Consider the following 24,287-nt stretch of genomic DNA (forward strand, 5'->3'; position numbering starts at 1 on the left):
GGCGGGCCGGGGCTTTTGCGCTGTTCCGGTCCGGTTCGGGATTCGGCCGGATGGTCTTGGCAGGGTGGATGGCATGTGACATATTACCGACGTGCTGAAGACCCAGAGACCTCCCCTGGACGTCGTCGTGGTCGGCGCCGGCGTGGTCGGCGCCGCCTGCGCCTACTACGCGGCCCGCGCCGGGCTCACCGTCGCCGTCGTCGACCGCGGGCCGGTGGCCGGCGGCACCACCGGCGCCGGCGAGGGCAACCTGCTGGTCTCCGACAAGGAGCCCGGGCCCGAGCTCGACCTCGCGCTGCTCAGCACCCGGCTCTGGCGCGAGCTCGCCGAGCGCTTCGGCGCGGCCATGGAGTACGAGCCCAAGGGCGGCGTGGTGGTCTCCGCCACCGCGGCCGGGCAGGACGCCCTGCGGGCCTTCGCCGCCGGGCAGGCCGCCGTCGGCGTCACCGCCGAGGAGGTCCCCGCCGAGCGGCTGCGCGACCTGGAGCCGCACCTCGCCCCCGGTCTGGCCGGCGGCTTCCACTACCCGCAGGACGCCCAGGTCCAGCCCGCCCTCGCCGCCGCCCACCTGCTGCGCGAGGCCCGCCGGATGGGCGCCGAGCTGATCACCGGCGAGACCGTCACCGCCGTGCGCCGGGGGCCGGACGGCGCCGTGCGCGGCGTGCGGACCGACCGCCGCCGGCTGGACGCCCCCGCCGTGGTCAACGCGGCCGGCACCTGGGGCGGCGAACTGGCCCGGCTGGCCGGGGTGCACCTGCCGGTGATGCCCCGCCGCGGCTTCGTCCTGGTCACCGAGCCGCTGCCGCGGATCGTCCGGCACAAGGTCTACGCCGCCGACTACGTGGCCGACGTCGCCAGTGGCTCGGCCGGGCTGCAGACCTCCGCCGTGGTCGAGGGCACCCCCGGCGGGCCGGTGCTGATCGGCGCCAGCCGCGAGCGGGTCGGCTTCGACCGGACCCTCTCCCAGGAGGCGCTGCGGCGGCTCGCCGCGCAGGCCGCGGCGCTGTTCCCGGTGCTCGCGGACGTCACCGTGATGCGCACCTACCGGGGCTTTCGCCCGTACCTGCCGGACCACCTGCCGGCGATCGGCGAGGACCCCCGGGTGCCCGGGCTCCACCACGCCTGCGGGCACGAGGGCGCCGGCATCGGGCTGGCCCCGGCGACCGGCCTGCTGATCAGCGAGCAGCTGACCGGCAAGCGGCCGGAACTCGACCTCGCGCCGTTCCGCGCGGACCGCTTCCCGGTGGACAGCGGTACGGACGCCTGAACCGGCTCCTCGACCTGCGTCCGACCCCCCTGCACCCCCTGCCGACCACCCCCGGAACGGAGAGGCCGCTGATGCGCCGCACCCCCGCCGAGCTGGTCGGGGCCGAGCCCGGCCCCGCCCACCACATCGAGTTCGACGGCCGACCCGTCCCGGCCCTGCCCGGACAGTCGATCGCCGCCGCGCTCTGGGCCGACGGCGTGCTCGCCTGGCGCACCACCCGGGTCGGCGGCCGGCCGCGCGGCGTGTTCTGCGGCATCGGCGCCTGCTTCGACTGCCTGGCCACCGTCGACGGCCGCCCCAACCAGCGCACCTGCCTGCTCCCCGCCGAGCCCGGCACCACCGTGACCACCCAGGAGGGCAACGGCCGTGCCGACCTCGCCGTCTGAGCCCGTGGAATCGCCGCAGTCCTCCCGGTACGACCTCGCGGTGGTCGGCGCCGGCCCGGCCGGGCTCGCCGCCGCCGTCACCGCCGCCGACCTCGGGCTGCGCTGCGTCCTGCTGGACGCCGGCCGCGACACCGGCGGGCAGTACTACCGCCACCCCGCGCCCGGCCTCGGTGCGGCCCGCCCGGACCGGCTCCACCACGGCTGGTCCGTCTACACCGGACTGGCCGACCGGCTCGCCGCGCATGAGCGGGCCGGGCGGGTCCGCTTCCGCGGCGGGCACCAGGTGTGGGCGCTGGAGCGGACCACCGACGGCTTCGCCGTGCACGTGACGCTCGGGCCGGAGGCCGCCGACCGGACCACCGTCCCGGCCCGCTCCGTGCTGCTCGCCACCGGCGCGTACGAGCGGCAGCTGCCGTTCCCCGGCTGGACCCTGCCCGGGGTGGTCACCGCGGGCGGCGCGCAGGCCATGCTCAAGGCCGGGCTGGTGCTGCCCGGGCGGCGGATCGTGGTGGCCGGCAGCGGGCCGCTACTGCTCGCGGCGGCGTCCTCGCTGGTCACCGCCGGGGCCGAGGTGCCCGCGGTGGTCGAGGCCACCGACTACCTCGGCTACGCCCGGCGTCCGGGCGTGCTGGCGGCCGTCCCCGCCAAGCTCGTCGAGGGCGCCGGGCACGGGGGCGCGCTGCTGCGGCACGGCGTCCGGCTGCGCCCGCGCAGTGCCGTCGTCGAGGCGCACGGGACCGAGCGGGTCACCGCCGTCACGGTGGCCCGGCTGGACGCCGAGTGGCGGCCGGTGCCCGGCACGGAGCGCCGGATCGACTGCGACGCCGTCGCCGTGGGTCACGGGCTGCTGCCGCAGATCGACCTGGCGACCGAACTCGGCGCGGCCACCCGGACCGCCCCGGACGGCGCGGTCGGACTCCGGGTCGACGCCCGGCTGCGCACCACCGTGCCCGGCCTGTGGTCGGCGGGGGAGACCAACGGCGTCGGCGGCGCGGACCTCGCGATCGTCGAGGGCGAACTGGCCGCGCACGCCGTGGCCGACCGGGTGCCGAAGCCCGCGCTGCTGCGCCGCCGGACCCGGCTGCGGAAGTTCGCCGAGCTGATGGCCGCGGCCCACCGGCCCGGCCCCGGCTGGACGGGCTGGCTGCGGCCGGACACCGACGTCTGCCGGTGCGAGGAGGTGCCGGTCGCGAGGATCCGGGAGGCCGTGGACGAGCTGGGCGCGGGCGATCCGCGCACCGTCAAGCTGCTCACCCGGGCCGGGATGGGCTGGTGCCAGGGCCGGATGTGCGGTCCGGCCGTGGCCTGCCTGGCCGGTCCGGGTGAGCCTGGGCCGGACCGGCGGCCGCTGGCCTGCCCGGTGCCGCTCTCGCAGCTGGCGGCCGGGCCGTCCGGCGAGGGACCCGATCCGGCCTAGGGCCGGTCTCCAAACCTGTGGGCCGGGGACTCTTGTCTCCGGCCCTTCCCTCTAATAAAATGTCACACCTCACCAAGGAGCTCATCGTGTCCAACACCCCGCGCGACACCACCCGGCCCTGGCGCGGCATCATGGTCGCCACCACGATCCCGCTGCGCCCGGACCTCTCCGTCGACTACGACGCGTACGCCGAGCACGTCCGCTGGCTGATCGAGTCCGGCTGCGACGGCGTCGTCCCCAACGGCTCGCTGGGCGAGTACCAGACGCTCACCGCCGAGGAGCGCGCCCGCGTCGTCGAGGTGGCCGTCGAGGCGGCCGGTGACGGCTCCCGGGTCATGCCCGGCGTGGCCGCCTACGGCAGTGCCGAGTCCCGCCGCTGGGCCGAGCAGGCCGCCGAGGCCGGTGCCGGGTCCGTGCTGCTGCTGCCGCCGAACGCCTACCGGGCCGACCACGCGTCCGTCCGCGCGCACTACGCCGAGGTCGCCAGGGCCGGCCTGCCGGTCGTCGCGTACAACAACCCGATCGACACCAAGGTCGACCTCGTCCCTGCGCTGCTCGCGCAGCTGCACGGCGAGGGCTCGATCGTCGCGGTCAAGGAGTTCAGCGGCGACGTCCGCCGGGCCTACGAAATCGCCGAGCTGGCCCCCGGGCTGGACCTGCTGATCGGCGCCGACGACGTGCTGCTGGAGCTGGCGCTGGCCGGCGCGGTCGGCTGGATCGCCGGCTACCCGAACGCGCTGCCGGAGGCCAGCGTGGCGCTGTACCGGGCGGCCGTGGCGCACGAGTTGGACACCGCGCTGCCGCTGTACAAGTCGCTGCACTCGCTGCTGCGCTGGGACTCCAAGACCGAGTTCGTGCAGGCCATCAAGCTGTCCATGGACATCGCCGGGCGCCCCGGCGGCCCGGTCCGCGCGCCGCGCCAGCCGCTGACCCCGGAGATCGAGGCGGCCGTCCGCGCGGCCACCGAGAAGGCGCTGGCCGAGGGCCTCGCCTAACTGCGGGACGTCGTCACCAGGCCGGCTGAGGGGGCAGCCGGCCCGGCCCACCCATCCGATCCCGTACGGTCGTCCCGTCCGTACGGCCACCCGACGGGAGTCGTAAGCCATGCGCAGCCGTCACGTGTTCCACGCCGTCGACTCGCACACCGAGGGCATGCCGACCCGGGTCGTCACCGGCGGCTTCGGCGTCATCCCCGGCGCCACCATGGCCGAGCGCCGGGTGCACTTCCAGCAGCACCTGGACCACTTCCGCACCCTGCTGATGTACGAGCCGCGCGGCCACGCCGCGATGAGCGGCGCCATCCTGCAGCCGCCGACCCGGCCGGACGCCGACTTCGGCGTGCTCTACATCGAGGTCTCCGGACTGCTGCCGATGTGCGGGCACGGCACCATCGGCGTCGCCACCGTGCTGGTCGAGACCGGCATGGTGCCCGTGGTCGAACCGGTCACCACGGTCCGGCTGGACACGCCCGCCGGGCTGGTGATCGCCGAGGTGCGGGTCGAGAACGGTGCCGCAACGGCGGTGACCATCCGCAACGTGCCCTCCTACTCGGTCGCGCTGGACAGCAAGATCGAGGTGCCCGGGTACGGCGCGGTCGGCTACGACCTGGCGTACGGCGGCAACTTCTACGCCGTCCTGCCGCTCGCCGAGTTCGGGCTGCCGTTCGAGCGCGAGCGCAAGCAGGACATCCTGGACGCCGGACTGGCCCTGATGAAGGCCATCAACGCGAGCCCCGACCGCCCGGTGCACCCGGAGGACGCGTCCATCCACGGCTGCCACCACGTCCAGCTGCTCGCGCCCGGCTCGACCGCCGAGCACTCCCGGCACGCCATGGCCATCCACCCCGGCTGGTTCGACCGCTCGCCCTGCGGCACCGGCACCTCGGCGCGGATGGCGCAGCTGCACGCGCGCGGCGAACTGCCGCTGGGGCGGGACTTCCGCAACGACTCCTTCATCGGGACGACCTTCATCGGGCGCCTGGTCGAGGAGACCGAGGTGGCCGGGCGGCCCGCCGTGGTGCCCACCGTCACCGGGCGGGCCTGGATCACCGGCACCGCCCAGTACTTCCTGGACCCGAGCGACCCGTTCCCGGCCGGATTCCTGTTGTGAGCGGTGCCTGCTCCGACGCCTGCTGAACCACCTCTGAAGGGCTGCTAGTTGTGACCATCACCTCGTACAACCCCGCCGACCCCGCGGACCTCGTCGTCGCCGTCGAGGAGCCCGGAGCGGAGGCCGTCCGGGCCGCCGTCGGGCGGGCCCGGGCCGCGCAGCCCGGCTGGCTCGCGGCCGGTGCGGGCGCCCGCTCGGCGGCGCTCGGCCGGATCGCCGAGGCGGTCGAGGCGCACGCGGAGGAACTGGCCGGGCTGATCGTGCGCGAGGTCGGCAAGCCGCTCGCCGAGGCGCGCGGCGAGGTCGCCCGCACCGCGGCGATCTGGCGGTACTACGCGCAGGCGCCGTTCGCGCCGTCCGGGGCGGTGCACGAGACCGCGGCCGGGCCCGGGCTGCTGCTCACCCGGCGCCGTCCGTACGGGGTGGCCGGGCTGATCGCACCGTGGAACTTCCCGCTGGCGATCCCGACCTGGAAGGCCGCGCCGGCGCTGGCGGTCGGCAACACCGCGGTGCTCAAGCCGGCGCCCGAGGCGACCGCCTGCGCGCTGCGGCTGGCCGAACTGGCCGCGGGGGCCGGGCTGCCCGAGGACGTGTTCACCGTGCTGCCGGGCGGCGCGGAGGAGGGCGTGGCGCTGGTCGACGCGGTGGACGTGGTCTCCTTCACCGGCTCGACCGGCGTCGGCCGGGCCGTGGTCCGGGCCGCCACCGAGCGCGGCGTGCCGGTGCAGGCCGAACTCGGCGGGCTGAACGCCGCGCTGGTGCTGCCGGACGCCGACCTCGCGCAGGCCGCCGCCCACATCGCCTCCGCCATCGCCGGGTACGCCGGGCAGAAGTGCACCGCCACCAGCCGGGTGATCGCGGTCGGCGCCGCGTACGAGCCGCTGCGCGACGCCCTGGTCAAGGCGCTGGAGCTGGTCGACGACGCGGCCTGCGGGCCGGTCATCAACGCCGCCGCCCGGGACCGGCTCACCGACGCCGTCGCCACCGCGACCGCCGCCGGGGCCACCCTGCTCACCGGCGGCCGGGCGCCCGAGCGGGACGGCTGGTACGTCGAACCGGCCCTGCTCACCGACGTGCCGGCCGAACACCCGCTGGCGCGTGAGGAGTTCTTCGGCCCGATCGCGCTGCTGCACGCCGCCGCCGACCTGGACGAGGCGATCGCGCTCGCCAACGACACCCCGCACAGCCTCTCCACCTCGGTGCACACCCGCAGCCTGGACGTGGCGCTGGCCGCCGCCGACCGGCTGGACGCGGGCATGATCCGGGTCAACGCGCCGTCCAGCGGCGTCGACTTCCACCTGCCGTTCGGCGGCGCCAAGGGAGCCGCCCACGGCGAGCGCGAGCAGGGCCAGGCGGCGCTGGACTTCTACACCGTCAGCCGCACGGTCAGCGTCCTGCCGGGTGGTGGTGCGTGATGTCCGTCCGCACCGTCGACTACCACGCGGCCGGTGAGCCGTTCCGGATCGTGCTGGACGGCGTGCCGGCGATCCCCGGCGACACCGTCGCCGAGCGGCGGGCCATCGCGCTCGGCGCCGGCGGCAGCGCGACCGCGCCCCGGCCGAGCGCGCTGGACGACGTCCGGCGGCTGCTCAGCCGCGAGCCGCGCGGCCACGCCGGGATGTACGGCGGGTTCCTGGTGCCGCCGGACGACGACGAGGCGCACCTCGGGGTGCTGTTCTGGCACAAGGACGGCTACTCGACGGCCTGTGGGCACGGCACCATCGCGCTCGGCGCCTGGGCGGTGGACTCCGGACTGGTCGCGGCCCCCGCCGACGGCGTGGCGCGGGTGCGGATCGACGTGCCGTCCGGCCGGGTCACCGCGCTGGTGCACCGGGCCGGCGGCCGGACCACCGGCGTGACCTTCCGCAACGTGCCCACCCGGGTCAGCGCGCTCAAGCTGGCGCTGGCCACCTCGCGGGGCACCGTGGAGGTCGCGGTGGCGCACGCGGGCGCCTGTTACGCCTCGGTGCCGGCGGCCGCCCTCGGCCTCGCGGTGGAGCCCGGGCAGCTGCCCGAACTCACCGCCGCCGGGCGGGAGATCAGGGAACTGCTGGCCGGCTCGGCGGCGGTGGCGCACCCGGCCGACCCGCTGCTGTCGGGCGTCTACGGGGTCATCCTCTACGACGAACTCCCGGCCGAGGGCGGGGGGGTGAACCAGCGCAACGTCACCGTCTTCGCGGACGGGCAGATCGACCGTTCGCCCTGCGGCTCCGGCACCTCGGCCCGGCTCGCCGTGCTCGCCGCCGAGGGGCGGCTGGCGCCGGGGGAGGAGCTGCGGCACGAGTCCGTCATCGGGACGGTCTTCACCGGCCGCGTCCTGCCCGGCGGCGACCCGCTGGGGGGCGGCGTCGTCACCGAGGTCACCGGCAGCGCGCACCGCACCGGCGAGCACGGGTTCGTCCTGGAACCGGACGACGACCTGGGTGCGGGGTTCCTGCTGTGAGCGGGCCCGTCCCCATTTCCCCCGTCCCGGTTTCCCCCGCGCAGCCCGGTGCGGCGGCTGAGCCGCTCCAGTACGCCGTGCCGGGTGTTGGTGAGGTCACGGCCGCCGGGGCCGTGGCGGCGATCGAGCGGGCGCTGCTCGACGGGTTCGATCCGGAGCCGGCCCCGGCCCGCTCGGCCGTCCCGGTCCCGGCCGGCGAGCTGCTGATGATGCCGGCCGCCGCCGGGCCGTACGCCGGCGTCAAGATCGCCGGGGTCGCGCCCGCCAACCCCGAGCGGGGGCTGCCCCGGATCACCGGCAGCTACCTGCTGCTCGACGGGCCCACCCTGCAGCCGCTCGCCCTGCTCGACGGCGCCGCGCTCACCACGCTGCGCACGCCCGCCGTCACCGCCGTCGCGCTGCGCCGGCTGGCCGTGCCGGACGCCGCGCACCTGGTGCTGTTCGGCTCCGGGCCGCAGGCGTACGGGCACCTGGACGCGCTGCTGGCCGTCCGGCCGCTGACCCGGCTCACCGTGGTGGCGCGCAACGCCGAACGGGCCGGGGCACTGGCCGCGTACGGGCGGGGGCTCGGGCTGGCGGCCGAGGTCGGCGGGCCCGAGGCGGTGGCCGGGGCGGACCTGGTGGTCTGCTGCACCACCGCGCGCACGCCGCTGTTCGACGGCGCGCTGGTGCCCGCGCACGCCGCCGTCGCGGCGGTCGGCTCGCACGAGCCGGACGCGCGGGAGGTGGACGAGGTGCTGGTCGAGCGGGCCGAACTGTACGTGGAGGCACGGGCGGTGGCGGCCCGGGAGGCGGGCGACCTGCTGATGGCCGGGGTCGCGGGGGGCGGGGCCGGTTCGCGGCGGGTGTGGAACCTGGCCGAGCTGGTGGCCGGGGAGGTGACGGTGCCGGCGGACCGGCCTCGGTTCTTCAAGAGCGTCGGCATGGCCTGGGAGGACCTGGCGGTCGCGGCGGCGGTGTACCGGAGCGCCGGGCGTGCGGAGGCGGGTGGAGCCGCCGGGAGTGCCTGACGCTCAGTCGCCGAGGAGGCGGAGCCGGCTGCCCGGGGCGGCGGCGTGTGCCGGGTGGTCGCCGGAGAGGTGCGGCAGCGTCGGGCCGGGCCGGCGGCCGGTGTTCGGAGGGCCGTCGTACAGCGCGATGTCGCTTCCCAAGTCCGTTACTCCGGGCGTTTGTTGGGAGTTGTGAAGCTGGGGTCGGCGCGGCGGGAAGGGATCCCCCGTCGCGCCGGCCCCGTTCGCCTGCCCGGGGAGAGCGCCGTGTGAGAATGCGTGGCAGATCGTGTGCCGCCGGCCGTTGTCACGGTCGGCGGCCGCTGCCACGATGGGTGTCGGCCGGATCGAAGCCGGCGAGGGCTCGGTGAACTGACAGTAGCTGACAGGTCGCTCGAATCGCGGAATGTTGCACACTCAACGTAACGTGACATTGTACACTGGTGTTCTGCACCCACCCGGAGGAACACCATGGCCGACCTCAAACCCCGCACCCTGATCTCCGTACAGGAGCGGCTTCGCGACCAGGTCGCCCACGCGCTCCGGGCGGCCCTGATCTCCGGAGAACTGCGCCCCGGCGTCGTCTACTCCGCACCCGCGCTCGCCGCCGACTTCGGCGTCTCCGCCACCCCCGTCCGCGAGGCCATGCTCGACCTCGCCCGCGAAGGCCTCGTCGAGGCCGTCCGCAACAAGGGCTTCCGGGTCACCGAGCTCACCGAGCGCGACCTCGACGACTACACCGAGATCCGCGCCCTGATCGAGGTCCCCACCGTCGGCCGGGTCACCCGCACCGCCACCAAGGAGCAGCTGGAGCGGCTGCGTCCGCAGGCGGAGGCCATCGTCGCCGCAGCCCGCAAGCACGACCTCATCGGCTACCTGGAGGCGGACCGGCAGTTCCACCTGGACCTGCTGGGGCTGGCCGGGAACGCCCGCCTCGTCGACGTCGTCAGCGACCTGCGCAAGCGCTCGCGGCTGTACGGCCTCAACCGGCTCGACGAGCGCGGTGAGCTGACCTCCTCGGCGGAGGAGCACCTGGAGCTGCTGGACCTGATGCTCACGGGTGACGTGGCGGCGGCGGAGGCCTGCATGACGCGCCACCTCAGCCACGTCCGCTCGCTGTGGGCGGGCCAGGAGGAGGCGACCGAGGAGGAGCGCCCGGCGCTGCGGCTGCGGGCTCGGTAAGGGCAAACCACTCGTTCGAGCGAAGAGCGCGTCCTGGTGCCGACCGAGCCGCAGGGCGGCGGGTACCGGGTGCACGCCGTCCACCACCCGGCGCAGTCGTTCACACTGCCGGAGTCGATCGGGGCGTCGGTGACGCCCGCGGTGGACGGCGTGCCGGCGGCGGGGAAGTAGCTCAGACCGCCGTCGCGGGCACCGTCAGGCGGCCGTCGTGGACCTCGGCGACCTGGTCGACGGCGGTCAGGTGGGTGCGGTCGTGGGTGACCAGGACGGTGGCGGTGGCGCGGCGGTGGGTGAGTTCGGTGATCAGGTCGAGGACGGCCGCGCCGCGCTCGTGGTCGAGGGCGCTGGTGGGTTCGTCGATCAGCAGGACGGTGGGGTCGTTCATCAGCGCGCGGGCGATGTTGACGCGCTGGCGCTGACCGCCGGAGAGCTGGTGCGGGCGGCGGCCGGCCTGGTCGCGCAGGCCGACCGCGTCCAGCAGGTCCAGCGCCCGGGGGAGGGCGGCGCGCGGGGAGCGGCCGTCCAGGTGGGCCATCACCTGGAGCTGTTCGGCGGCGGTCAGCGAGGGCAGCAGGTTGGCCTGCTGGAAGACGATGCCGATCCGGGTGCGGCGCAGCGCGGTCAGCTCGGCGCGGCCGAGGCCTGCGGTGTCGGTGCCGTCCACCACGACCCGGCCGGAGTCCGGGGCGATCAGGGTGGCGGCGACCGCCAGCAGGCTGGACTTGCCGGAGCCGGACGGCCCGACCACGGCCGTGATGGAGCCCTTGGGGACGGTCAGCGAGACGTCGTCCAGGGCGGTGAGCCGGTCGTCGCCGTCCGGGTAGGTGAGGGTGATGCGGTCGAGGTGCAGGCTCATCGGGCGCTCCCCAGGGCGGTCAGCGGGTCGACGGAGGTGATCCGGCGGATGGACAGGGCCGCGCCGACGGCGCCGAGCGCGATCATCACCACGGCCGGGAACAGGACGGTCGGGGCGTCCAGCACGAAGGGCACGGCGGAGCCGACCAGGGCCCCCACGCCCGCCGCGAGGGCGGTGCCGAGGGCGGTGCCGAGCACCAGCAGCAGGACGGCCTGGCCGAGGGCGTCGCGCAGCAGGTAGCGGGTGGAGGCGCCGAGGGCCTTCAGTACCGCGATGTCGCCGCTGCGCTGGATCGTCCAGACGGTGAAGAACGCGCCGATGACCAGCGCGGAGATGGCGAACAGGAAGCCGCGCATCAGTTGCAGCGAGCCGTTCTCGGAGGTGTAGGAGCCGATCGCGGCGAGGGCGTCGTCGCGGGTGCGGGTCACGGTGCCGTGGCGGGCGTCGGCGCCGCCCAGGTCGGCGCCCTTGGCGGTGCTGAGCGCGATGACGGTCGCGCGCCCTGCGCCGCCGGGGGCGGCCTGCTGCCAGTCGGTGAGGCTGGTCCAGATCACCGGGGTGTGGCTGTACGCGGCGTCGCCGTCGACGGCCGCGATCTGGAGGTGGTGGCCGGCCAGGGTGACGTCGGCGCCGGGGGCGAGCCCGCCCAGGTTCTCGGCGGCGGTCTTCGACAGGACGGCCTGGCCGGGGGCGATCCGGGCGCCCTGCGGGGCCAGCCCGGAGCCGTCCGGGACGCCGAAGGCGGACAGCGCGGCGGTGCGGGCGCCGGCGGCGGCCTTGGTGGTGGTGATGCCCAGCGGCTGGGCGGAGGTGACGCCCGGCTCGCGCGCCCAGGCCTGCCACTGCTCGGGGGTGACCTGGGAGTCGGTGAAGGAGAGCTGCTGCCCGTCGGCCGGTTTGCCGAACACCAGGTGGTCGGCGGGCAGGCCGGTGATCGCGGAGATGTTCTGCCGGCCGAGCCCGGCGGTCAGGCCGGACAGCAGGCCGACCAATACGGTGATCAGTACGATGACGGTCCCCATCAGGGCGAACCGCCCCTTGGCGAACCCCAGATCCCTCCAGGCGACGAACACGGTGGGCCTTTCTTGTGGACAGCTGCTTTCCGACGCTTCCACCGTCCCGGAGGAGGGGCCCCGCGGGCATCGCACCGGGGATTGCATCCTCGGCATCAAAGGGCAGAAGCGGAGTTCAACCTTTTGATTGATGCCGGGGCCCGGCGCGGAACCTAGGCTGGATGGATGGCGACCGAACGATCCCGCATCACCCCCGTCGCCCGCGTCCTCCAGGTCTGCCTGCACCTGCTCGTGGCGGGCCTGCTCGCACTCGCCGTCGCCCGCGCCGTGGTCGGCCGCGGCGCCGACCCGGCGTCCGTCGTCGCCGCGGCCACCGCGATGGCCGCCGGCTACGCCGTCGGGCCCCGACTGGCCGCCGTCCGCCGCTCGCGCCGGGCCGCCGCGCTCTGGCTGGCGCTGCTCGGCGTGACCTGGGTGGGCGTGCTGGTCGCCACCCAGGACGGGGTGTGGCTGGCGTTCCCGCTGTACTTCCTGGAACTCCACCTGCTCGGGCGGCGCGGCGGCCTCACCGCGGTCGGGCTGACCGCCGCCACCGCGATCGCCGCCTGGTCGTGGCACCAGCACACCTTCAGCCTGCCCGCCGCGATCGGGCCCGCGCTCGGCGCGGCCGTCGCCACCGCCACCGTGCTCGGCTACCAGGCGCTGTACCGGGAGAGCGAGGAACGGCGCCGGCTGATCGACGAGCTGACCGCCGCCCGTGCCGACGCCGCCGCCGCGCACCACATGGCCGGGGTGCTCGCCGAGCGGGAGCGCCTCGCGCGGGAGATCCACGACACCCTCGCGCAGAGCCTCACCTCCATCCAGCTGCTGCTGCGGGCCGCCCAGCGGGAACTGCCGGAACGCACCGAGGCCGCCGCCGGGTACGTCGAACAGGCCCGGCAGGCCGCCCAGGACAACCTGGACGAGGCCCGGCGGTTCGTCCGTGCGCTCACCCCGCCCGCGTTGGACGGCGACCCACTGCCGGTCGCGCTGGAACGGCTCTGCGCGACCACCACGGCGCACAGCGCCCTGCCCGTCCACCTGCACGTCTCCGGGGAGCCGGTACGGCTGCCGGTACCGCAGGAGGTCGCGCTGCTGCGGATCGCGCAGTCCGCGCTCGGCAACACCGTCCGGCACGCGCAGGCCTCGCACGCCGAGGTGACACTCAGCTACATGGAGGGCGAGGTGGCGTTGGACGTGTTCGACGACGGGGCCGGATTCGATCCGGCGGCGGTCGCGGGTCGCACCGGCGGGGACGGCGGATTCGGGCTGCCGTCGATGCGGGCCCGGGCGCGGGCGCTGGGCGGCACCTTCACGGTGGAGTCGGCACCCGGCGAGGGGACGGCGCTCGCGGTGCAGTTGCCCGTCGCGGGTCGGCCGCTTGTCGCGGAGGACTCGCCCGGTGCGGAGGGTCTGCCCGGTGGGGAGGAGCACGGATGAGCGGCGCGGTGATCCGGCTGCTGCTGGCGGACGACCACCCGGTGGTGCGGGCCGGGCTGCGGGCGGTACTGGAGGGCGAACCGGACTTCGCCATCGTCGCCGAGGCCGCGACCGCCGAGCGGGCCGTCGAGCTGGCGGCGGCGGGCGGGGTCGACGTGGTGCTGATGGACCTCCAGTTCGGGCCCGGTTCGGCCATGAACGGCGCCCAGGCGACCGCCGAGATCACCGCCCGGGCGGGCGCGCCCCGGGTCCTCGTCGTCACCACCTACGACACCGACGCCGACACCCTGCCCGCGCTGGAGGCCGGCGCCACCGGCTACCTGCTCAAGGACGCCCCGCCGGAGCAACTGGCCCAGGCCGTCCGGGCGGCCGCGGCGGGACGCTCGGCGCTGGCGCCGAGCGTCGCCGACCGGCTGCTGGAACGGATGCGGACGCCCGCGGCCGCGCTCAGCGCGCGGGAGACCGAGGTGCTGGGGCTGGTCGCGGACGGGCTGACCAACCAGCAGATCAGCCAGCGACTGCACCTGAGCCAGGCCACGGTGAAGTCCCATCTGGTGCACATCTACACCAAGTTGGGGGTGGACTCGCGTACTGCGGCGGTGCGGGCGGCGCGCGGGCGGGGGCTGATCCGCTAGGGCTTGTCCGGGCATAGGGTGGGGTCGTCCGTGCCCGCAGGAAGTGGAGGAAGCTCCGATGGCCGTGCGTCTCGACGAACTTGCCGTACCGGTGGTCGGCGCGCCGATGGCGGGTGGGGCGTCCACCCCGGAACTGGTGGCCGCGGTGAACCGGGCCGGCGGGCTGGGGTTCCTCGCCGCCGGGTACCGGAGTGCCGCCGCGATGGCCGAACAGATCGCACGGGTTCGGGAGTTGACCGATCGACCGTACGGCGTGAACCTGTTCGTCCCGGCTCCGCCCGGCGATCCGGCGGCCGTCGCCGCGTACCGGGAGCGGCTGCGGCCCGAGGCCGAGCGGTGGGGTGTGGCGCTGCCCGAGGAGATCGGGCCGGACCGGGACGACTGGGAGGCCAAGCTCGCCGTACTGCTGGCGGATCCGGTGCCGGTGGTGTCGTACACCTTCGGTCTGCCCGCGCCGGAGGAGGCGGCGGCGGTCCGTGCGGCCGGGACGTTCCAGGTCGGCACCGTCACCACGCCCGCCGAGGCGCGGGCGGCGGAGGCGGTCGGGATGGACGCGCTGTGCGTGCAGGGCCCGGAGGCCGGCGGGCACCGCGCCACCCACCGTGTCGAGGACGAGCCCGGGGCCGTCCCGCTGCTGGAACTGCTGCCCGCCGTACGGGCGGTGACGACGGGGCCGCTGATCGCGGCCGGCGGGCTCGGCGACGGCCCGGCGGTGGCGGCGGCGCTGCGCGCCGGGGCGGTCGCGGTGCAGCTGGGCACGGCCCTGCTGCGCGCCGACGAGTCCGGCGCCTCGGCGGCGCACCGGGCGGCGCTCACCGACCTCCCGGAGACGGCCGTCACCCGGGCCTTCACCGGTCGCCCGGCCCGCGGCCTGCGCAACGCCTTCATCGACCGCCACGGCTCGTACGCGCCGCCCGCCTACCCCGAGGTGCACCACCTCACCCAGCCGCTGCGCGCCGCCGCCACCCGTCGTGCCGACGTCCAGGCCATGCACCTCTGGGCCGGCACCGCCCACCACCTCGCCCGCACCGGCCCCGCGGCCGACCTGGTCACCCGGCTCTGGCGGTCCGCCCAGGGGTAGCGCGCCCCGCGCGCAGGCGCTGAGGCGTGTCGTCCCCCGCAGGACTCTTCGTCTTCGACCAGGAGCGGGAGGCGGTCGTCCTGGGGGAGGTGCGGCACGGACACAGCTCGGTAACGGGTGGCGTCACCTCTTGTGCAGTGCAATTTCACATTACTATGTTACGGGTCACACCGCGGAGTGGCCGGGCCTTGACGGTCGCCCTCCCGGTCGGGCCCCGGATCCCTGCCGGGGTGGACCACGGGCTTCACGGCAGGCCCCCCACAGCGGAGTTGCACATGACCAGGCGCACCCACGCCGCCCTCGCGGCGGCCCTCGCGGCGACCCTCACCCTCGGCCTCGGGGCCTGCAAGAACGACAAGAGCGACAGTGGCGGCGACGCCGCGCCCTCCAGCACCAAGGGCCCGGGTGCGGAGTCCGGGTCGATCGTCGGCGGCACCCCGGTCAAGGGCGGCACCCTCACCGTCCTGACCAACCAGGACTTCGCCCACCTCGACCCGGCCCGCAACTGGGTGGTGCCGCACATGGACTTCGGCACCCGGTTGATCTACCGCACCCTGACCACCTTCAAGTCCGAGCCGGGCGCGGCCGGCAGCGAGATCGTCCCGGACCTCGCCACCGACCTGGGCAAGTCCAGCGAGGGCGGCAAGGTGTGGACCTTCACCCTGAAGGACGGCCTCAAGTACGAGGACGGCACGCCGATCAAGTCCGCCGACATCAAGTACAACGTCGAGCGGTCCTTCTCCCCGGATCTCACCGGTGGCCCCGACTACGCGGCCCAGTACCTGGCCGGCGGCGAGAACTACAAGGGTCCGCTGAACGGCGAGCACCTGGCGAGCATCGAGACCCCCGACGACAAGACCATCGTCTTCCACCTGAAGCGCCCGGTCGCCGAGTTCTCGGACACCGTCACCCTGCCGACCTTCTCCCCGGTGCCGCAGGCGCAGGAGAAGGGCACCCAGTACGACGCCCGGCCGTTCTCCTCCGGCCCGTACAAGATCGAGACCTACGACCGCGGCAAGCAGCTGGTGCTGGTCCGCAACGACAGCTGGGACCAGGCCACCGACACCGTCCGCAAGGCCTACCCGGACCGGATCGTGGTCACCCAGGGCATCAAGGGCGGCCAGGCCGACGACCGGATCATCGCCAGTGACGGCGCCGACGCCAACGCCATCAACATGCCCTGGATGCAGCACGAGACCGTCGCCAAGGTGCTGCCCAAGGCGGACATCAGGTCCCGCATGGTCGCCGAGCAGACCGGCTGTACCGACATGCTCTACCTGAACACCGCCAAGGCCCCCTTCGACGACCCGAAGGTGCGCGAGGCGATGATGTGGGCGGTCGACCGCGAGGCGCAGGTGACGGCCTTCGGTGGCCCCGCGGTGACCGACGCGGCGACCTCCTACCTGCCGCCGTCGCTGACCGGCGGCGTCAAGTCCGACCCGCTGAAGATCCCGGTGGCCGGTGACCCGGAGAAGGCCAAGGCGATGCTCAAGGACGCGGGCAAGACCGACCTCAAGGTCTCGCTCACCGTCTCGCTCGGCGACAAGACCCGCGCCGAGGCGATCCAGCAGTCGCTGGCCAAGGCCGGCGTCCAGGTCACCGTCAACACCACGGACCCGTCCGCATTCGCCGACACCATCGGCGACACCAAGAACGCCCCCGAGCTGACCCTCAACGGCTGGTGCCCCGACTACCCCTCCGGCGCGACCTTCCTGCCGTTCCTCTTCGACGGCCGCACCATCAAGGAGAAGGGCAACCAGGGCAACTACAGCCAGTTCAAGGACCAGGCCACGATGGACCGGATGGACCAGATCGCGGCCATGACGGACGTCAACGAGGCCAACAAGGCCTGGCAGCAGCTGGACCAGGACCTGATGCAGAAGGCCCCGGCCGTCCCGCTGCTGTGGGAGCGCCGCCCGCTGCTGGTGGGCACCAACGTGGCCGGTGCGTTCGGCAACGCGGGCTTCGCCGGCATGATCGACCTGGCCACGGTCGGCCTCAAGGACCCCGCCAAGGGCAAGTGAGGGACCGGCAGCGATGAGTACCACCACTGAGCCTGCCGCCGTGGCCGAGTCCACGCCGGCGAGCGCCAAGAAGAGTTCCGGGCGGGGTCCGTGGCGGCTGGTCTGGGACCAGCTGTGGGCCAAGGGCCCGGCCCGGTTCGGGCTGATCACCGTCGGCGTGCTGGTCCTGGTCACCGCGTTGGCCGGACCGCTCAGCTCGCTCGGCGGCTGGACCCCCGAGGAGTTCGACAAACGCGCCATCGACCCGTACCTGGGCGGCCTGCCCCGGGGTGACTTCGGCGGCATCAGCACCCGGCACTGGCTGGGCGTCGAGCCGATCACCGGCCGCGACCTGTTCGCCCGGGTACTGCACGGAGGGCAGGTGTCCCTGCTGATCGCGTTCACCGCGACCGCCGTCGTCGTGATCGTCGGCACCCTGGCCGGCATCGCGGCGGGCTACTTCGGCGGGCGCGTCGACACGCTGCTGTCCCGGCTGATGGACCTCACGATGTCCTTCCCCTCGCTGATCTTCATGATCGCGATGATGTCGGTGGCCAAGGACGTCAACCGGATCCTGCTGATCACCCTGGTGATCGGTCTGTTCACCTGGCCCGGCATCGCCCGCGTGGTGCGCGGCCAGACCCTCTCGCTCAAGCACCGCGAGTACGTCGAGGCCGCCAAGGTCGGCGGGGCGCGCTCCTGGCGCATCCTCACCCGGGAGATCCTGCCGAACGTCTCCGGCCCGATCATCGCCTACACCACCCTGCTCGTCCCCGGCATGATCGCCACCGAGGCCGCGCTCAGCTACCTCGGCGTGGGCGTCCGCCCGCCGACCGCGTCCTGGGGCCAGATGATCGCCGAGAGCATCGTGCACTACGAGACCGACCCGACCTACTTCCTGATCCCGACGGCCTTCCTGTTCCTCGCCGTGCTCGCGTTCACCCTGCTCGGGGACGCACTGCGCGACATCCTCGACCCCCGGGGAGGCCGGTCGTGATCCTCTACCTCGGCCGCCGACTGCTCGGCGTGGTGGGCATCCTGCTCGCCATCTGCGCCATCACCTTCACCATCTTCTACCTGCTGCCCAACGACCCGGCGGCGGCTGCCTGCGGCAAGACGTGCAGCCCCGAGCGGCTCGCCGACGTCAAGGCGGCGATGGGCCTGGACAAGCCGGTCTGGGACCAGTTCCTCGCCTACCTCGGCGGCATCTTCGCCGGCCGCGACTACGGCTCCGGCCCCGGCGCGGTGCACTGCGGCTTCCCCTGCCTCGGCTACTCCTACGAGTACGGGCTGCCGGTGTGGGACCTGCTCACCGACCGGCTGCCGGTCTCCATCTCGCTGGCCCTCGGCGCGGCCGTGCTCTGGCTGGTCCTCGGCCTCGGCGCGGGCGTCACCTCGGCGCTGCGCAAGGGCAAGCCGATCGACCGGACGCTGATGGTGCTCTCGGTCGGCACCGCCTCGCTGCCGGTCTACTTCACCTCGATCATGCTGATCTGGGGCGTCGTCAGGACGGCCGGCGTGCTGCCCTACCCCTCGTACCACAAGTTCACCGAGAACCCCCTGGAGTGGGGCTCCAACCTGCTGTTGCCGTGGATCGCGCTGGCCCTGCTGTACGCGGCGATGTACGCCCGGCAGAGCCGCAACTCGATGATCGAGACGATGGCCGAGCCGTACATCCGCACCGCCCGGGCCAAGGGCCTGCCGTCGCGGACGGTCACGGTCAAGCACGGGCTGCGCGCCGGGATGACGCCGATCCTCACGATCTTCGGCATGGACCTCGGCGGCCTGTTGGCCGGTGCGGTCATCACCGAGTCCATCTTCGGCCTGCCCGGCGTCGGACGGCTGTTCTACGACGGTCTGGGCCGCTCCGACCAGCCCGTCATCCTCGGCGTCACCCTGCTCGCGGCCTTCTTCATCGTCGCGGCGAACCTGCTGGTCGACCTGCTCTACGCGTTCGTCGACCCGAGAGTGAGGTACTGATGACTCTGTTGGAGGTCGACGACCTCAGGGTCTCCTTCGACACGCCCCGCGGCCTCGTCCGGGCGGTGGACGGCATCTCCTTCGCCGTCGAGGCCGGGCGGACCCTCGGCCTGGTCGGCGAGTCCGGCAGCGGCAAGTCGGTCACCTCGCTCGCCGTGATGGGCCTGCACCGCGACGCCACCGTCACCGGCTCGATCCGACTGATCGGGCAGGAGCTCAACGGGCTCGGCGAGCGGGAGCTGGGCACCGTCCGGGGCCGCCGGATCGCGATGATCTTCCAGGACCCGCTGTCCAGCCTGCACCCCTTCTACACCGTCGGGGAGCAGATCGCCGAGCACTACCGGGTGCACTTCAAGGCCAATCGCAAGACCGGCCGCCAGCGGGCGATCGAGATGCTGGCCGAGGTCGGCATCCCGGAGCCGGCCCGCCGGGTCGACGAGTACCCGCACCAGTTCTCCGGCGGCATGCGCCAGCGCGTCATGATCGCCATGGCGCTCGCCTGCGAGCCCGAGCTGCTGATCGCCGACGAGCCCACCACGGCCCTCGACGTCACCGTCCAGGCGCAGATCCTCGACCTGATCGCCCGCATCCAGCAGGAGCGCGGCCTCGGTGTCGTCATGATCACCCACGACCTCGGGGTGGTCGCCCGGGTCGCCGACGAGGTGCTGGTCATGTACGGCGGCCGGGCCGCCGAACAGGCCCCGGTGGACCGGCTGTTCGCCACCCCCGCGCACCCGTACACCCGCGGCCTGCTGGACTCGCTGCCCCGACTGGACGACACCGACGACGCCCCGCTGCGGGCCATCCCCGGCAGCCCGCCGTCGCTGATCGCCCCCGCCCCCGGCTGTTCCTTCGCCCCGCGCTGCGCCCGCACCGCCGCCGCCACCACCGAGGAACACGCCCGCTGCCTGGCCGAACGCCCCGTGCTCGGCCCGCTCGCCCCCGGCCACCAGGCCGCCTGCCATCTGCCGCTGGTGCCGGAAGGAGCCCGGGCATGACCGAGACCCTGCTGTCCGTACGGGACCTGGTGAAGACCTTCCCCGGTCGGCGCGGGCGCACCGGCCGGCCCGGCGCCCCGATCCGCGCCGTCGACGGCGTCAGCTTCGACGTCGGCACGGGCGAGACGCTCGGCCTGGTCGGCGAGTCCGGCTGCGGCAAGTCCACCACCGGGCGGATGATCGTCCGGCTGCTCGACCCGACCTCGGGAACCGTCACCTTCGGCGGCACCGAGATCGGCGGGCTCTCCCAGGCCCAGCTGCGGCCGCACCGCAAGCACCTGCAGATGGTCTTCCAGGACCCGTACTCCTCGCTCAACCCCCGGCAGACGGTGGCCCGGATCATCTCCGAGCCGCTGCTGGTCCAGGGGTCGAGTGCGGCCGACGCGCGCAAGCGGGCCGGCGAGCTGATGGAACTGGTCGGGCTGATCCCCGAGCACATCGACCGCTACCCGCACGAGTTCTCCGGCGGCCAGGCGCAGCGCATCGGCATCGCCCGTTCGCTCGCGACCTCGCCGAAGCTGGTCATCGCCGACGAGCCGGTCTCCGCGCTCGACGTGTCGATCCAGGCGCAGGTGGTCAACCTGATGGAGCGGCTCCAGCAGGAGCTGGGCCTGGCGTACGTGTTCATCGCGCACGACCTCTCGGTGGTCAAGCGGGTCTGCGACCGGGTGGCGGTGATGTACCTCGGACGGATCGTCGAGATCGGCGACAAGAGCGAGGTGTACGGCAACCCGGCGCACCCGTACACCAATGCGCTGCTGTCCGCCGTGCCGCTGCCGGACCCGGCGGCGGAGCGCGCGCGGGAGCGGATCGTGCTGCTCGGGGACCCGCCGAGCCCGGCGAACCCGCCGTCCGGGTGCAGCTTCCACCCGCGCTGCGCGAAGGCGCAGGAGGTCTGCCGGACGGAACGCCCGCTGCTGCAGATCACCGGGGCGGGCAGCCGGCAGGCGGCCTGCCACTTCCCGGAGGCCTGAGCCTCTCCCGGGCCTGAGCCCTTCGGGAGCCTGCGGCTCCCCGAGGTCCGAGGCCACCACCAGAGCCGCCGTACCGCCCAGTTGCCCCCACGCCGGGCGGTACGGCACCCAACCGGCGAGGGACGTACCCCCTCGCCGCACACGCCCGGTCGGACGTGGCGGGGAACCTCACGAGGGCCGCGTCCGACCGGGTTCCGCCGTTGCTACGCCCCTGCCGCCCCGCCGGCCCCGCCCGCCGCACTGGCCTCGCCCGCCGTACCCGGCAGCAGCCGGCGCGGGCCCGGCCCCTCGGCGGCCAGTTCGTCCCCGGGGTTGAGCACCCGGCAGCGGCGCAGCGACACGCAGCCGCAGCCGATGCAGCCGGTCAGCTCCGCCTCCAGGCGCTCCAGCTCGGCCCGCCGGGCGCGCAGCTGCTCGGCCCACCGCCGCGAGATGCGGTCCCAGTCGTGCTTGCCCGGCATCCGGTCCTCGGGGAGCCCGGTGAACACCTCGGCCACCTCGGAGAGCGGGATGCCGAGCCGCTTGGCGACCAGGATCAGCGAGATCCGGCGCAGCACGTGCCGCCGGTAGCGGCGCTGGTTGCCCGTCGTCCGCTCGGAGGAGATCAGCCCCTGGTCCTCGTAGAAGCGCACCGCGGAGGTGGCGATCCCGGCCCGCCGGGCCACCTCGCCGACGCTCAGCAGATCGACCGGTGCGGTGTCCATGACGGCTCCTTGACTTCAAGTCCCCTTGAAGATCCAGCGTACCGGACGTGACCTGATCTCTCGCTGCACAGAGGGTTGCCGCCCTTGCCGAGCAGGACAGTTGCCTGACGGAGCCGGGGTCGAACGGACCCTCCGGCGGTTGGCGTGAACTGTTCTCGGGGCGATCCTGACCTCCGGCATCGCCGTGACCACCCTGCTGGGGGGTGGCCACGGCTGTGCTCACCGCCCGCCGCCGCGGGCGGTGGCCCCGACCGGCCCCGGGTCCCTTTTCGTCGGGGGGACCCGGGGCCTTCGTGCCCGGGTACGGCTCAGGAGGCCGGGCCCACCCGGACGGTGGTGATCCGCCCGCCCTGGGACTCCCGGACGACCTCGATCCTGGTGTTGGTGTCCGGCACCTTCACCGTGAGCTGCGGGGTGGCCGGGTCACCGTACCCGCCGGTGTGGTCGTTGAAGACCGGGACGGCCGGCTCGGACGGGATCCGCACCGCGACGCCGCCCTTGTGCAGGGTGAACGGCGTGGTCGGCTTGAGCGAGAACGGCGCGTCGTACGTCTGCGCCCGCGCGTTGACCAGTGTGCCGTCGGCGAAGCGGATCGGCGCCGGGTGGGCGTCGATCGGCAGGATCAGCCCGCCGCCGGGGTGGTCCTTGGTGTTGTTGTCGCCGTACGCGGTGTCCCACAGCCAGAGCAGGACGCCCTCCTGGTAGGGGTAGTTGTCGACGACGTTGGCCTTGCCCGTGACGCCGCCGTACCCGAAGTTGTACGGACCGGTCTTCAGGAACGCGCCGTAGCCGGTGTAGCGGCGGTTCTCGGCGAGGTAGGCGCGCGGGTGCTGCTTGACGGCGGTGCGGCCGGTGATGATGGTGAACCCGTTGGCGGTCCAGCCGTTGGCGCCGTTCTCGGCGCCGTCGGCGAACAGCTCGGCGCCGCCGGCGGTGACCTTCACGGCGTCGACCAGCACGCCCCGGCCGTGGGTGTTGTTGTCCGAGGTGGCGTGGAAACGCAGCCGGACCTGCTGGCCGAGGTAGCCGTCCAGCGGGATGTGCAGCTTCCGGTAGGTACCGGAACTGCCGCTGAGGCCCGGGGTGTTGGCGTTGGTGTTGCCGATCGGCGCGCCGTCGACGGTGCCGCCGAGGGCGGTCCAGTGCTTGCCCTGGTCGGTGGAGGCCTCGACGGTGAGGAAGTCGTAGTCCTGCTCGGTGTCGTACCAGGCCGCGGCGTCCAGGGCGGCCGGGCCGGTGGTGGTGCGCAGGTCGACGTCCCGGCTGAGGGAGTTGTCGAGGTTGTCGCCGGTGTCGCTCCACCACTGCTTGCCGCCCTCGTACGGGTCGGCGAGGTCGGTGCTGGTGGTGCCGTCCGGCAGGTGGACCAGGACGGCCTGGGCCTGGTCGGTGTTGTAGCTGCTCACCCCGAGGGCGTGGCTGGAGCGGGTGGCGGCCTGCGCCTCGTCGTAGTTGAGCCAGCCGAACTGGAGCTTGCTCCAGGCGTCGAGGTCGCCGGGGTAGCCGCCGGTGGTGTTCGGGCCCTTGCCCAGGTACGAGCCGGAGGACATCAGCGACCAGAAGTTGACGCTGTTGTCACCGCCGTTGGTGCTGTACAGGTCGGGCAGGCCGAGGTTGTGGCCGTACTCGTGGGCGAACAGGCCGACGCCGCTGTTCTCGCCGGCCTGGACGTAGTCGTAGACGTAGAGGCCGGTGTCGCCGACCGGCGCGCCGCCGATCTTGTTGCCCTCCGGGCCGGTCTGGCCGGTCGCGTCGGGGAAGGTCCAACTGCGGTGCGCCCACAGCGCGTCGGCGCCCTGGGCGCCGCCGCCCCAGGTCTCGTCGACGCCCGCGTGCACCACGATGACGTTGTCGAGGTAGCCGTCGGGCTGGTCGAACTCGCCGGTCTTGGTGTGGTCGTAGCGGTCCTGGACGTCGTACTGGGCGAGCTGCGCCCTGATGTCGGCGACGCTGCGGCCCTTGGCGATCTCGCCGTCGTACCAGGCCTTGACGGCGTCCCGGATGAACTCCTGCCCCTGGGTCCAGGCGCCGGAGCCCTGCGGGCCCTTGTTGCTGCCGTAGCGGGCCTCGTTGTACGGGACGGTGACCCAGTCGCTGACGGTGCCCTGGACGTCGTAGCGGCCGGAGGACTGGGTGCGGTAGTAGTTGCGCATCGACACGGCGCCGGGCGTGTCGTCGAAGAACATCTTCTGGTAGTAGTCGCGGCTGAAGTCCGAGGCCCACAGCGTGTGGTTGTCGTCCTTGCCCGGCTCGGGGATCTGGTTGTGGCGCGGGCCGGGGGTGCCGCCGTAGCGGGGCTGGCCGCCGTACTGGGTGGTGTTGTCGACCTCGTCGCCGAACTGGGCGAGGATCACGAAGACCTTGTCCGTGCGCTGGTGCGCCAGCTGGACGTAGTCGTTGCCGATCTTCACCTTGGCGGGGGCCCGCTTGTCGGCGGTCTTGGCGACCGTGCCCTTGTTGAGCTGTTCCAGGGCCTTGGTGCGGAGTGCCTGGCGCTCGCGCTCCTGGGGGGCGAGCGGCGCGGGCGGCGCTTCGGCGCCGCCGGCTTCGGCGCCTTGTTCGGCGGCGGCGGCGATCGTGGCGGGGGCGGGCGGTGCGGCCTGGGCGGGGGTGCCCAGCAGGGTGGCCGCTATCGCGCTCGTGGTGAGCGCGGCCGCGAGTACCGCGGACAGTCTGCGCAACTGACCGGTCCTTTCCGGGGGAGGGGAGTAATCGTCCGGTGAAGCGCAGGTAATATTTCACATGTCACGGGTCACGTGGAAGAGTCGGGG

At 74.0% G+C, this 24,287-nt stretch carries 23 protein-coding genes; 18 read left to right on the forward strand and 5 right to left on the reverse strand.

The features are described 5' to 3' along the window. The first annotated feature begins 91 nt into the window (after positions 1–91). From ACIO5E_RS12090 to ACIO5E_RS12125, 8 genes are all read left to right on the forward strand, one after another. On the forward strand, positions 92–1,267 hold the full coding sequence (locus tag ACIO5E_RS12090; RefSeq protein ID WP_400666370.1) for an NAD(P)/FAD-dependent oxidoreductase: 1,176 nt from the start codon (positions 92–94) through the stop codon (positions 1,265–1,267). Between the two features lie 71 nt (positions 1,268–1,338). Further along, positions 1,339–1,653 (forward strand): (2Fe-2S)-binding protein, encoded by a 315-nt coding sequence (locus tag ACIO5E_RS12095; RefSeq protein ID WP_280681783.1) that lies wholly within the window; start codon positions 1,339–1,341, stop codon positions 1,651–1,653. 4 nt (positions 1,654–1,657) lie between these two features. Beyond that, positions 1,658–3,070, forward strand: coding sequence for an NAD(P)/FAD-dependent oxidoreductase (locus ACIO5E_RS12100; protein WP_400666373.1), 1,413 nt, complete (start codon positions 1,658–1,660; stop codon positions 3,068–3,070). Positions 3,071–3,201: 131 nt separating this feature from the next. After that, positions 3,202–4,065 (forward strand): dihydrodipicolinate synthase family protein, encoded by an 864-nt coding sequence (locus ACIO5E_RS12105; RefSeq protein WP_400667063.1) that lies wholly within the window; start codon positions 3,202–3,204, stop codon positions 4,063–4,065. Positions 4,066–4,174: 109 nt separating this feature from the next. Continuing rightward, entirely contained in the window at positions 4,175–5,179 is a 1,005-nt protein-coding gene (locus ACIO5E_RS12110) for a proline racemase family protein (protein WP_400666375.1), read from the forward strand. Between the two features lie 50 nt (positions 5,180–5,229). After that, positions 5,230–6,594 carry an aldehyde dehydrogenase gene (locus ACIO5E_RS12115; protein WP_280681776.1) on the forward strand — a complete coding sequence of 455 codons (1,365 nt, stop codon included), beginning with the start codon at positions 5,230–5,232 and terminating at the stop codon, positions 6,592–6,594. After that, positions 6,594–7,622, forward strand: a complete 1,029-nt coding sequence (locus ACIO5E_RS12120) for a proline racemase family protein (protein ID WP_400666378.1) — start codon at positions 6,594–6,596, stop codon at positions 7,620–7,622. Before ACIO5E_RS12115 ends, ACIO5E_RS12120 begins: the two co-directional genes overlap by 1 nt. A gap of 77 nt (positions 7,623–7,699) precedes the next feature. After that, a complete protein-coding gene (locus tag ACIO5E_RS12125; RefSeq protein WP_400666381.1) occupies positions 7,700–8,632 on the forward strand; it encodes an ornithine cyclodeaminase family protein in 933 nt (310 codons plus the stop codon). Between the two features lie 3 nt (positions 8,633–8,635). Here ACIO5E_RS12125 and ACIO5E_RS12130 read toward each other — a convergent pair whose 3' ends face one another. Further along, positions 8,636–8,773, reverse strand: a complete 138-nt coding sequence (locus tag ACIO5E_RS12130) for a hypothetical protein (RefSeq protein ID WP_400666383.1) — start codon at positions 8,771–8,773, stop codon at positions 8,636–8,638. Between the two features lie 309 nt (positions 8,774–9,082). Here ACIO5E_RS12130 and ACIO5E_RS12135 point away from each other — a divergent pair, with 309 nt between their 5' ends. After that, positions 9,083–9,793, forward strand: coding sequence for a GntR family transcriptional regulator (locus ACIO5E_RS12135; RefSeq protein WP_400666385.1), 711 nt, complete (start codon positions 9,083–9,085; stop codon positions 9,791–9,793). A 36-nt stretch (positions 9,794–9,829) separates the two neighbouring features. Next, positions 9,830–9,964 (forward strand): hypothetical protein, encoded by a 135-nt coding sequence (locus ACIO5E_RS12140; protein ID WP_400666387.1) that lies wholly within the window; start codon positions 9,830–9,832, stop codon positions 9,962–9,964. Between the two features lies 1 nt (position 9,965). Here ACIO5E_RS12140 and ACIO5E_RS12145 read toward each other — a convergent pair whose 3' ends face one another. Together ACIO5E_RS12145 and ACIO5E_RS12150 are read right to left on the reverse strand one after the other, a co-directional pair. Further along, complete coding sequence (locus tag ACIO5E_RS12145) at positions 9,966–10,649, reverse strand: ABC transporter ATP-binding protein (RefSeq protein ID WP_400666390.1); 684 nt, start codon at positions 10,647–10,649, stop codon at positions 9,966–9,968. Continuing rightward, complete coding sequence (locus ACIO5E_RS12150; protein WP_400666392.1) at positions 10,646–11,722, reverse strand: ABC transporter permease; 1,077 nt, start codon at positions 11,720–11,722, stop codon at positions 10,646–10,648. The genes ACIO5E_RS12145 and ACIO5E_RS12150 overlap by 4 nt, the downstream gene beginning before the upstream one ends. 165 nt (positions 11,723–11,887) lie before the next feature. Between ACIO5E_RS12150 and ACIO5E_RS12155 the strand changes: the two genes are divergently transcribed. From ACIO5E_RS12155 to ACIO5E_RS12190, 8 genes are all read left to right on the forward strand, one after another. Then, complete coding sequence (locus ACIO5E_RS12155; protein WP_400666394.1) at positions 11,888–13,141, forward strand: sensor histidine kinase; 1,254 nt, start codon at positions 11,888–11,890, stop codon at positions 13,139–13,141. Further along, positions 13,138–13,776 carry a response regulator transcription factor gene (locus tag ACIO5E_RS12160; protein WP_400666396.1) on the forward strand — a complete coding sequence of 213 codons (639 nt, stop codon included), beginning with the start codon at positions 13,138–13,140 and terminating at the stop codon, positions 13,774–13,776. Before ACIO5E_RS12155 ends, ACIO5E_RS12160 begins: the two co-directional genes overlap by 4 nt. Positions 13,777–13,834: 58 nt before the next feature. Further along, positions 13,835–14,857 carry a nitronate monooxygenase gene (locus tag ACIO5E_RS12165; protein WP_400666398.1) on the forward strand — a complete coding sequence of 341 codons (1,023 nt, stop codon included), beginning with the start codon at positions 13,835–13,837 and terminating at the stop codon, positions 14,855–14,857. Positions 14,858–15,132: 275 nt separating this feature from the next. Then, positions 15,133–16,881 (forward strand): ABC transporter substrate-binding protein, encoded by a 1,749-nt coding sequence (locus tag ACIO5E_RS12170; protein WP_400666400.1) that lies wholly within the window; start codon positions 15,133–15,135, stop codon positions 16,879–16,881. Positions 16,882–16,894: 13 nt separating this feature from the next. Beyond that, the gene (locus ACIO5E_RS12175; protein WP_400666403.1) at positions 16,895–17,857 is read left to right on the forward strand and encodes an ABC transporter permease; all 963 of its coding nucleotides are present in this window, start codon (positions 16,895–16,897) and stop codon (positions 17,855–17,857) included. After that, the gene (locus ACIO5E_RS12180; protein WP_400666406.1) at positions 17,854–18,840 is read left to right on the forward strand and encodes an ABC transporter permease; all 987 of its coding nucleotides are present in this window, start codon (positions 17,854–17,856) and stop codon (positions 18,838–18,840) included. Before ACIO5E_RS12175 ends, ACIO5E_RS12180 begins: the two co-directional genes overlap by 4 nt. Continuing rightward, positions 18,840–19,838: an ABC transporter ATP-binding protein gene (locus ACIO5E_RS12185; RefSeq protein WP_400666408.1), complete on the forward strand. Its 999-nt coding sequence runs from the start codon at positions 18,840–18,842 to the stop codon at positions 19,836–19,838. Before ACIO5E_RS12180 ends, ACIO5E_RS12185 begins: the two co-directional genes overlap by 1 nt. Then, on the forward strand, positions 19,835–20,812 hold the full coding sequence (locus ACIO5E_RS12190; protein WP_400666411.1) for an ABC transporter ATP-binding protein: 978 nt from the start codon (positions 19,835–19,837) through the stop codon (positions 20,810–20,812). Before ACIO5E_RS12185 ends, ACIO5E_RS12190 begins: the two co-directional genes overlap by 4 nt. Positions 20,813–21,015: 203 nt before the next feature. Here the strand turns inward: ACIO5E_RS12190 and soxR are convergent, their stop codons facing one another. Then, positions 21,016–21,516, reverse strand: a complete 501-nt coding sequence (gene soxR, locus ACIO5E_RS12195) for a redox-sensitive transcriptional activator SoxR (RefSeq protein ID WP_280681747.1) — start codon at positions 21,514–21,516, stop codon at positions 21,016–21,018. Between the two features lie 308 nt (positions 21,517–21,824). Beyond that, positions 21,825–24,197 (reverse strand): immune inhibitor A domain-containing protein, encoded by a 2,373-nt coding sequence (locus tag ACIO5E_RS12200; protein ID WP_400666414.1) that lies wholly within the window; start codon positions 24,195–24,197, stop codon positions 21,825–21,827. Between the last annotated feature and the right edge of the window lie 90 nt (positions 24,198–24,287).

This window comes from Kitasatospora sp. NPDC087314 (assembly GCF_044744365.1).
In the GTDB taxonomy this organism is placed as follows: Bacteria; Actinomycetota; Actinomycetes; order Streptomycetales; family Streptomycetaceae; genus Kitasatospora.

Bases quoted from the DNA above. Each gene is read 5' to 3' on its own strand.
- ACIO5E_RS12095 (WP_280681783.1), top strand. From the start codon at position 1,339: ATGCGCCGCACCCCCGCCGAGCTGGTCGGGGCCGAGCCCGGCCCCGCC.
- ACIO5E_RS12105 (WP_400667063.1), top strand. From the start codon at position 3,202: ATGGTCGCCACCACGATCCCGCTGCGCCCGGACCTCTCCGTCGACTAC.
- ACIO5E_RS12110 (WP_400666375.1), top strand. From the start codon at position 4,175: ATGCGCAGCCGTCACGTGTTCCACGCCGTCGACTCGCACACCGAGGGC.
- ACIO5E_RS12120 (WP_400666378.1), top strand. From the start codon at position 6,594: ATGTCCGTCCGCACCGTCGACTACCACGCGGCCGGTGAGCCGTTCCGG.
- ACIO5E_RS12135 (WP_400666385.1), top strand. From the start codon at position 9,083: ATGGCCGACCTCAAACCCCGCACCCTGATCTCCGTACAGGAGCGGCTT.
- ACIO5E_RS12145 (WP_400666390.1), bottom strand. From the start codon at position 10,649: ATGAGCCTGCACCTCGACCGCATCACCCTCACCTACCCGGACGGCGAC.
- ACIO5E_RS12155 (WP_400666394.1), top strand. From the start codon at position 11,888: ATGGCGACCGAACGATCCCGCATCACCCCCGTCGCCCGCGTCCTCCAG.
- ACIO5E_RS12160 (WP_400666396.1), top strand. From the start codon at position 13,138: ATGAGCGGCGCGGTGATCCGGCTGCTGCTGGCGGACGACCACCCGGTG.
- ACIO5E_RS12165 (WP_400666398.1), top strand. From the start codon at position 13,835: ATGGCCGTGCGTCTCGACGAACTTGCCGTACCGGTGGTCGGCGCGCCG.
- ACIO5E_RS12170 (WP_400666400.1), top strand. From the start codon at position 15,133: ATGACCAGGCGCACCCACGCCGCCCTCGCGGCGGCCCTCGCGGCGACC.
- ACIO5E_RS12175 (WP_400666403.1), top strand. From the start codon at position 16,895: ATGAGTACCACCACTGAGCCTGCCGCCGTGGCCGAGTCCACGCCGGCG.
- ACIO5E_RS12185 (WP_400666408.1), top strand. From the start codon at position 18,840: ATGACTCTGTTGGAGGTCGACGACCTCAGGGTCTCCTTCGACACGCCC.
- ACIO5E_RS12190 (WP_400666411.1), top strand. From the start codon at position 19,835: ATGACCGAGACCCTGCTGTCCGTACGGGACCTGGTGAAGACCTTCCCC.
- soxR (WP_280681747.1), bottom strand. From the start codon at position 21,516: ATGGACACCGCACCGGTCGATCTGCTGAGCGTCGGCGAGGTGGCCCGG.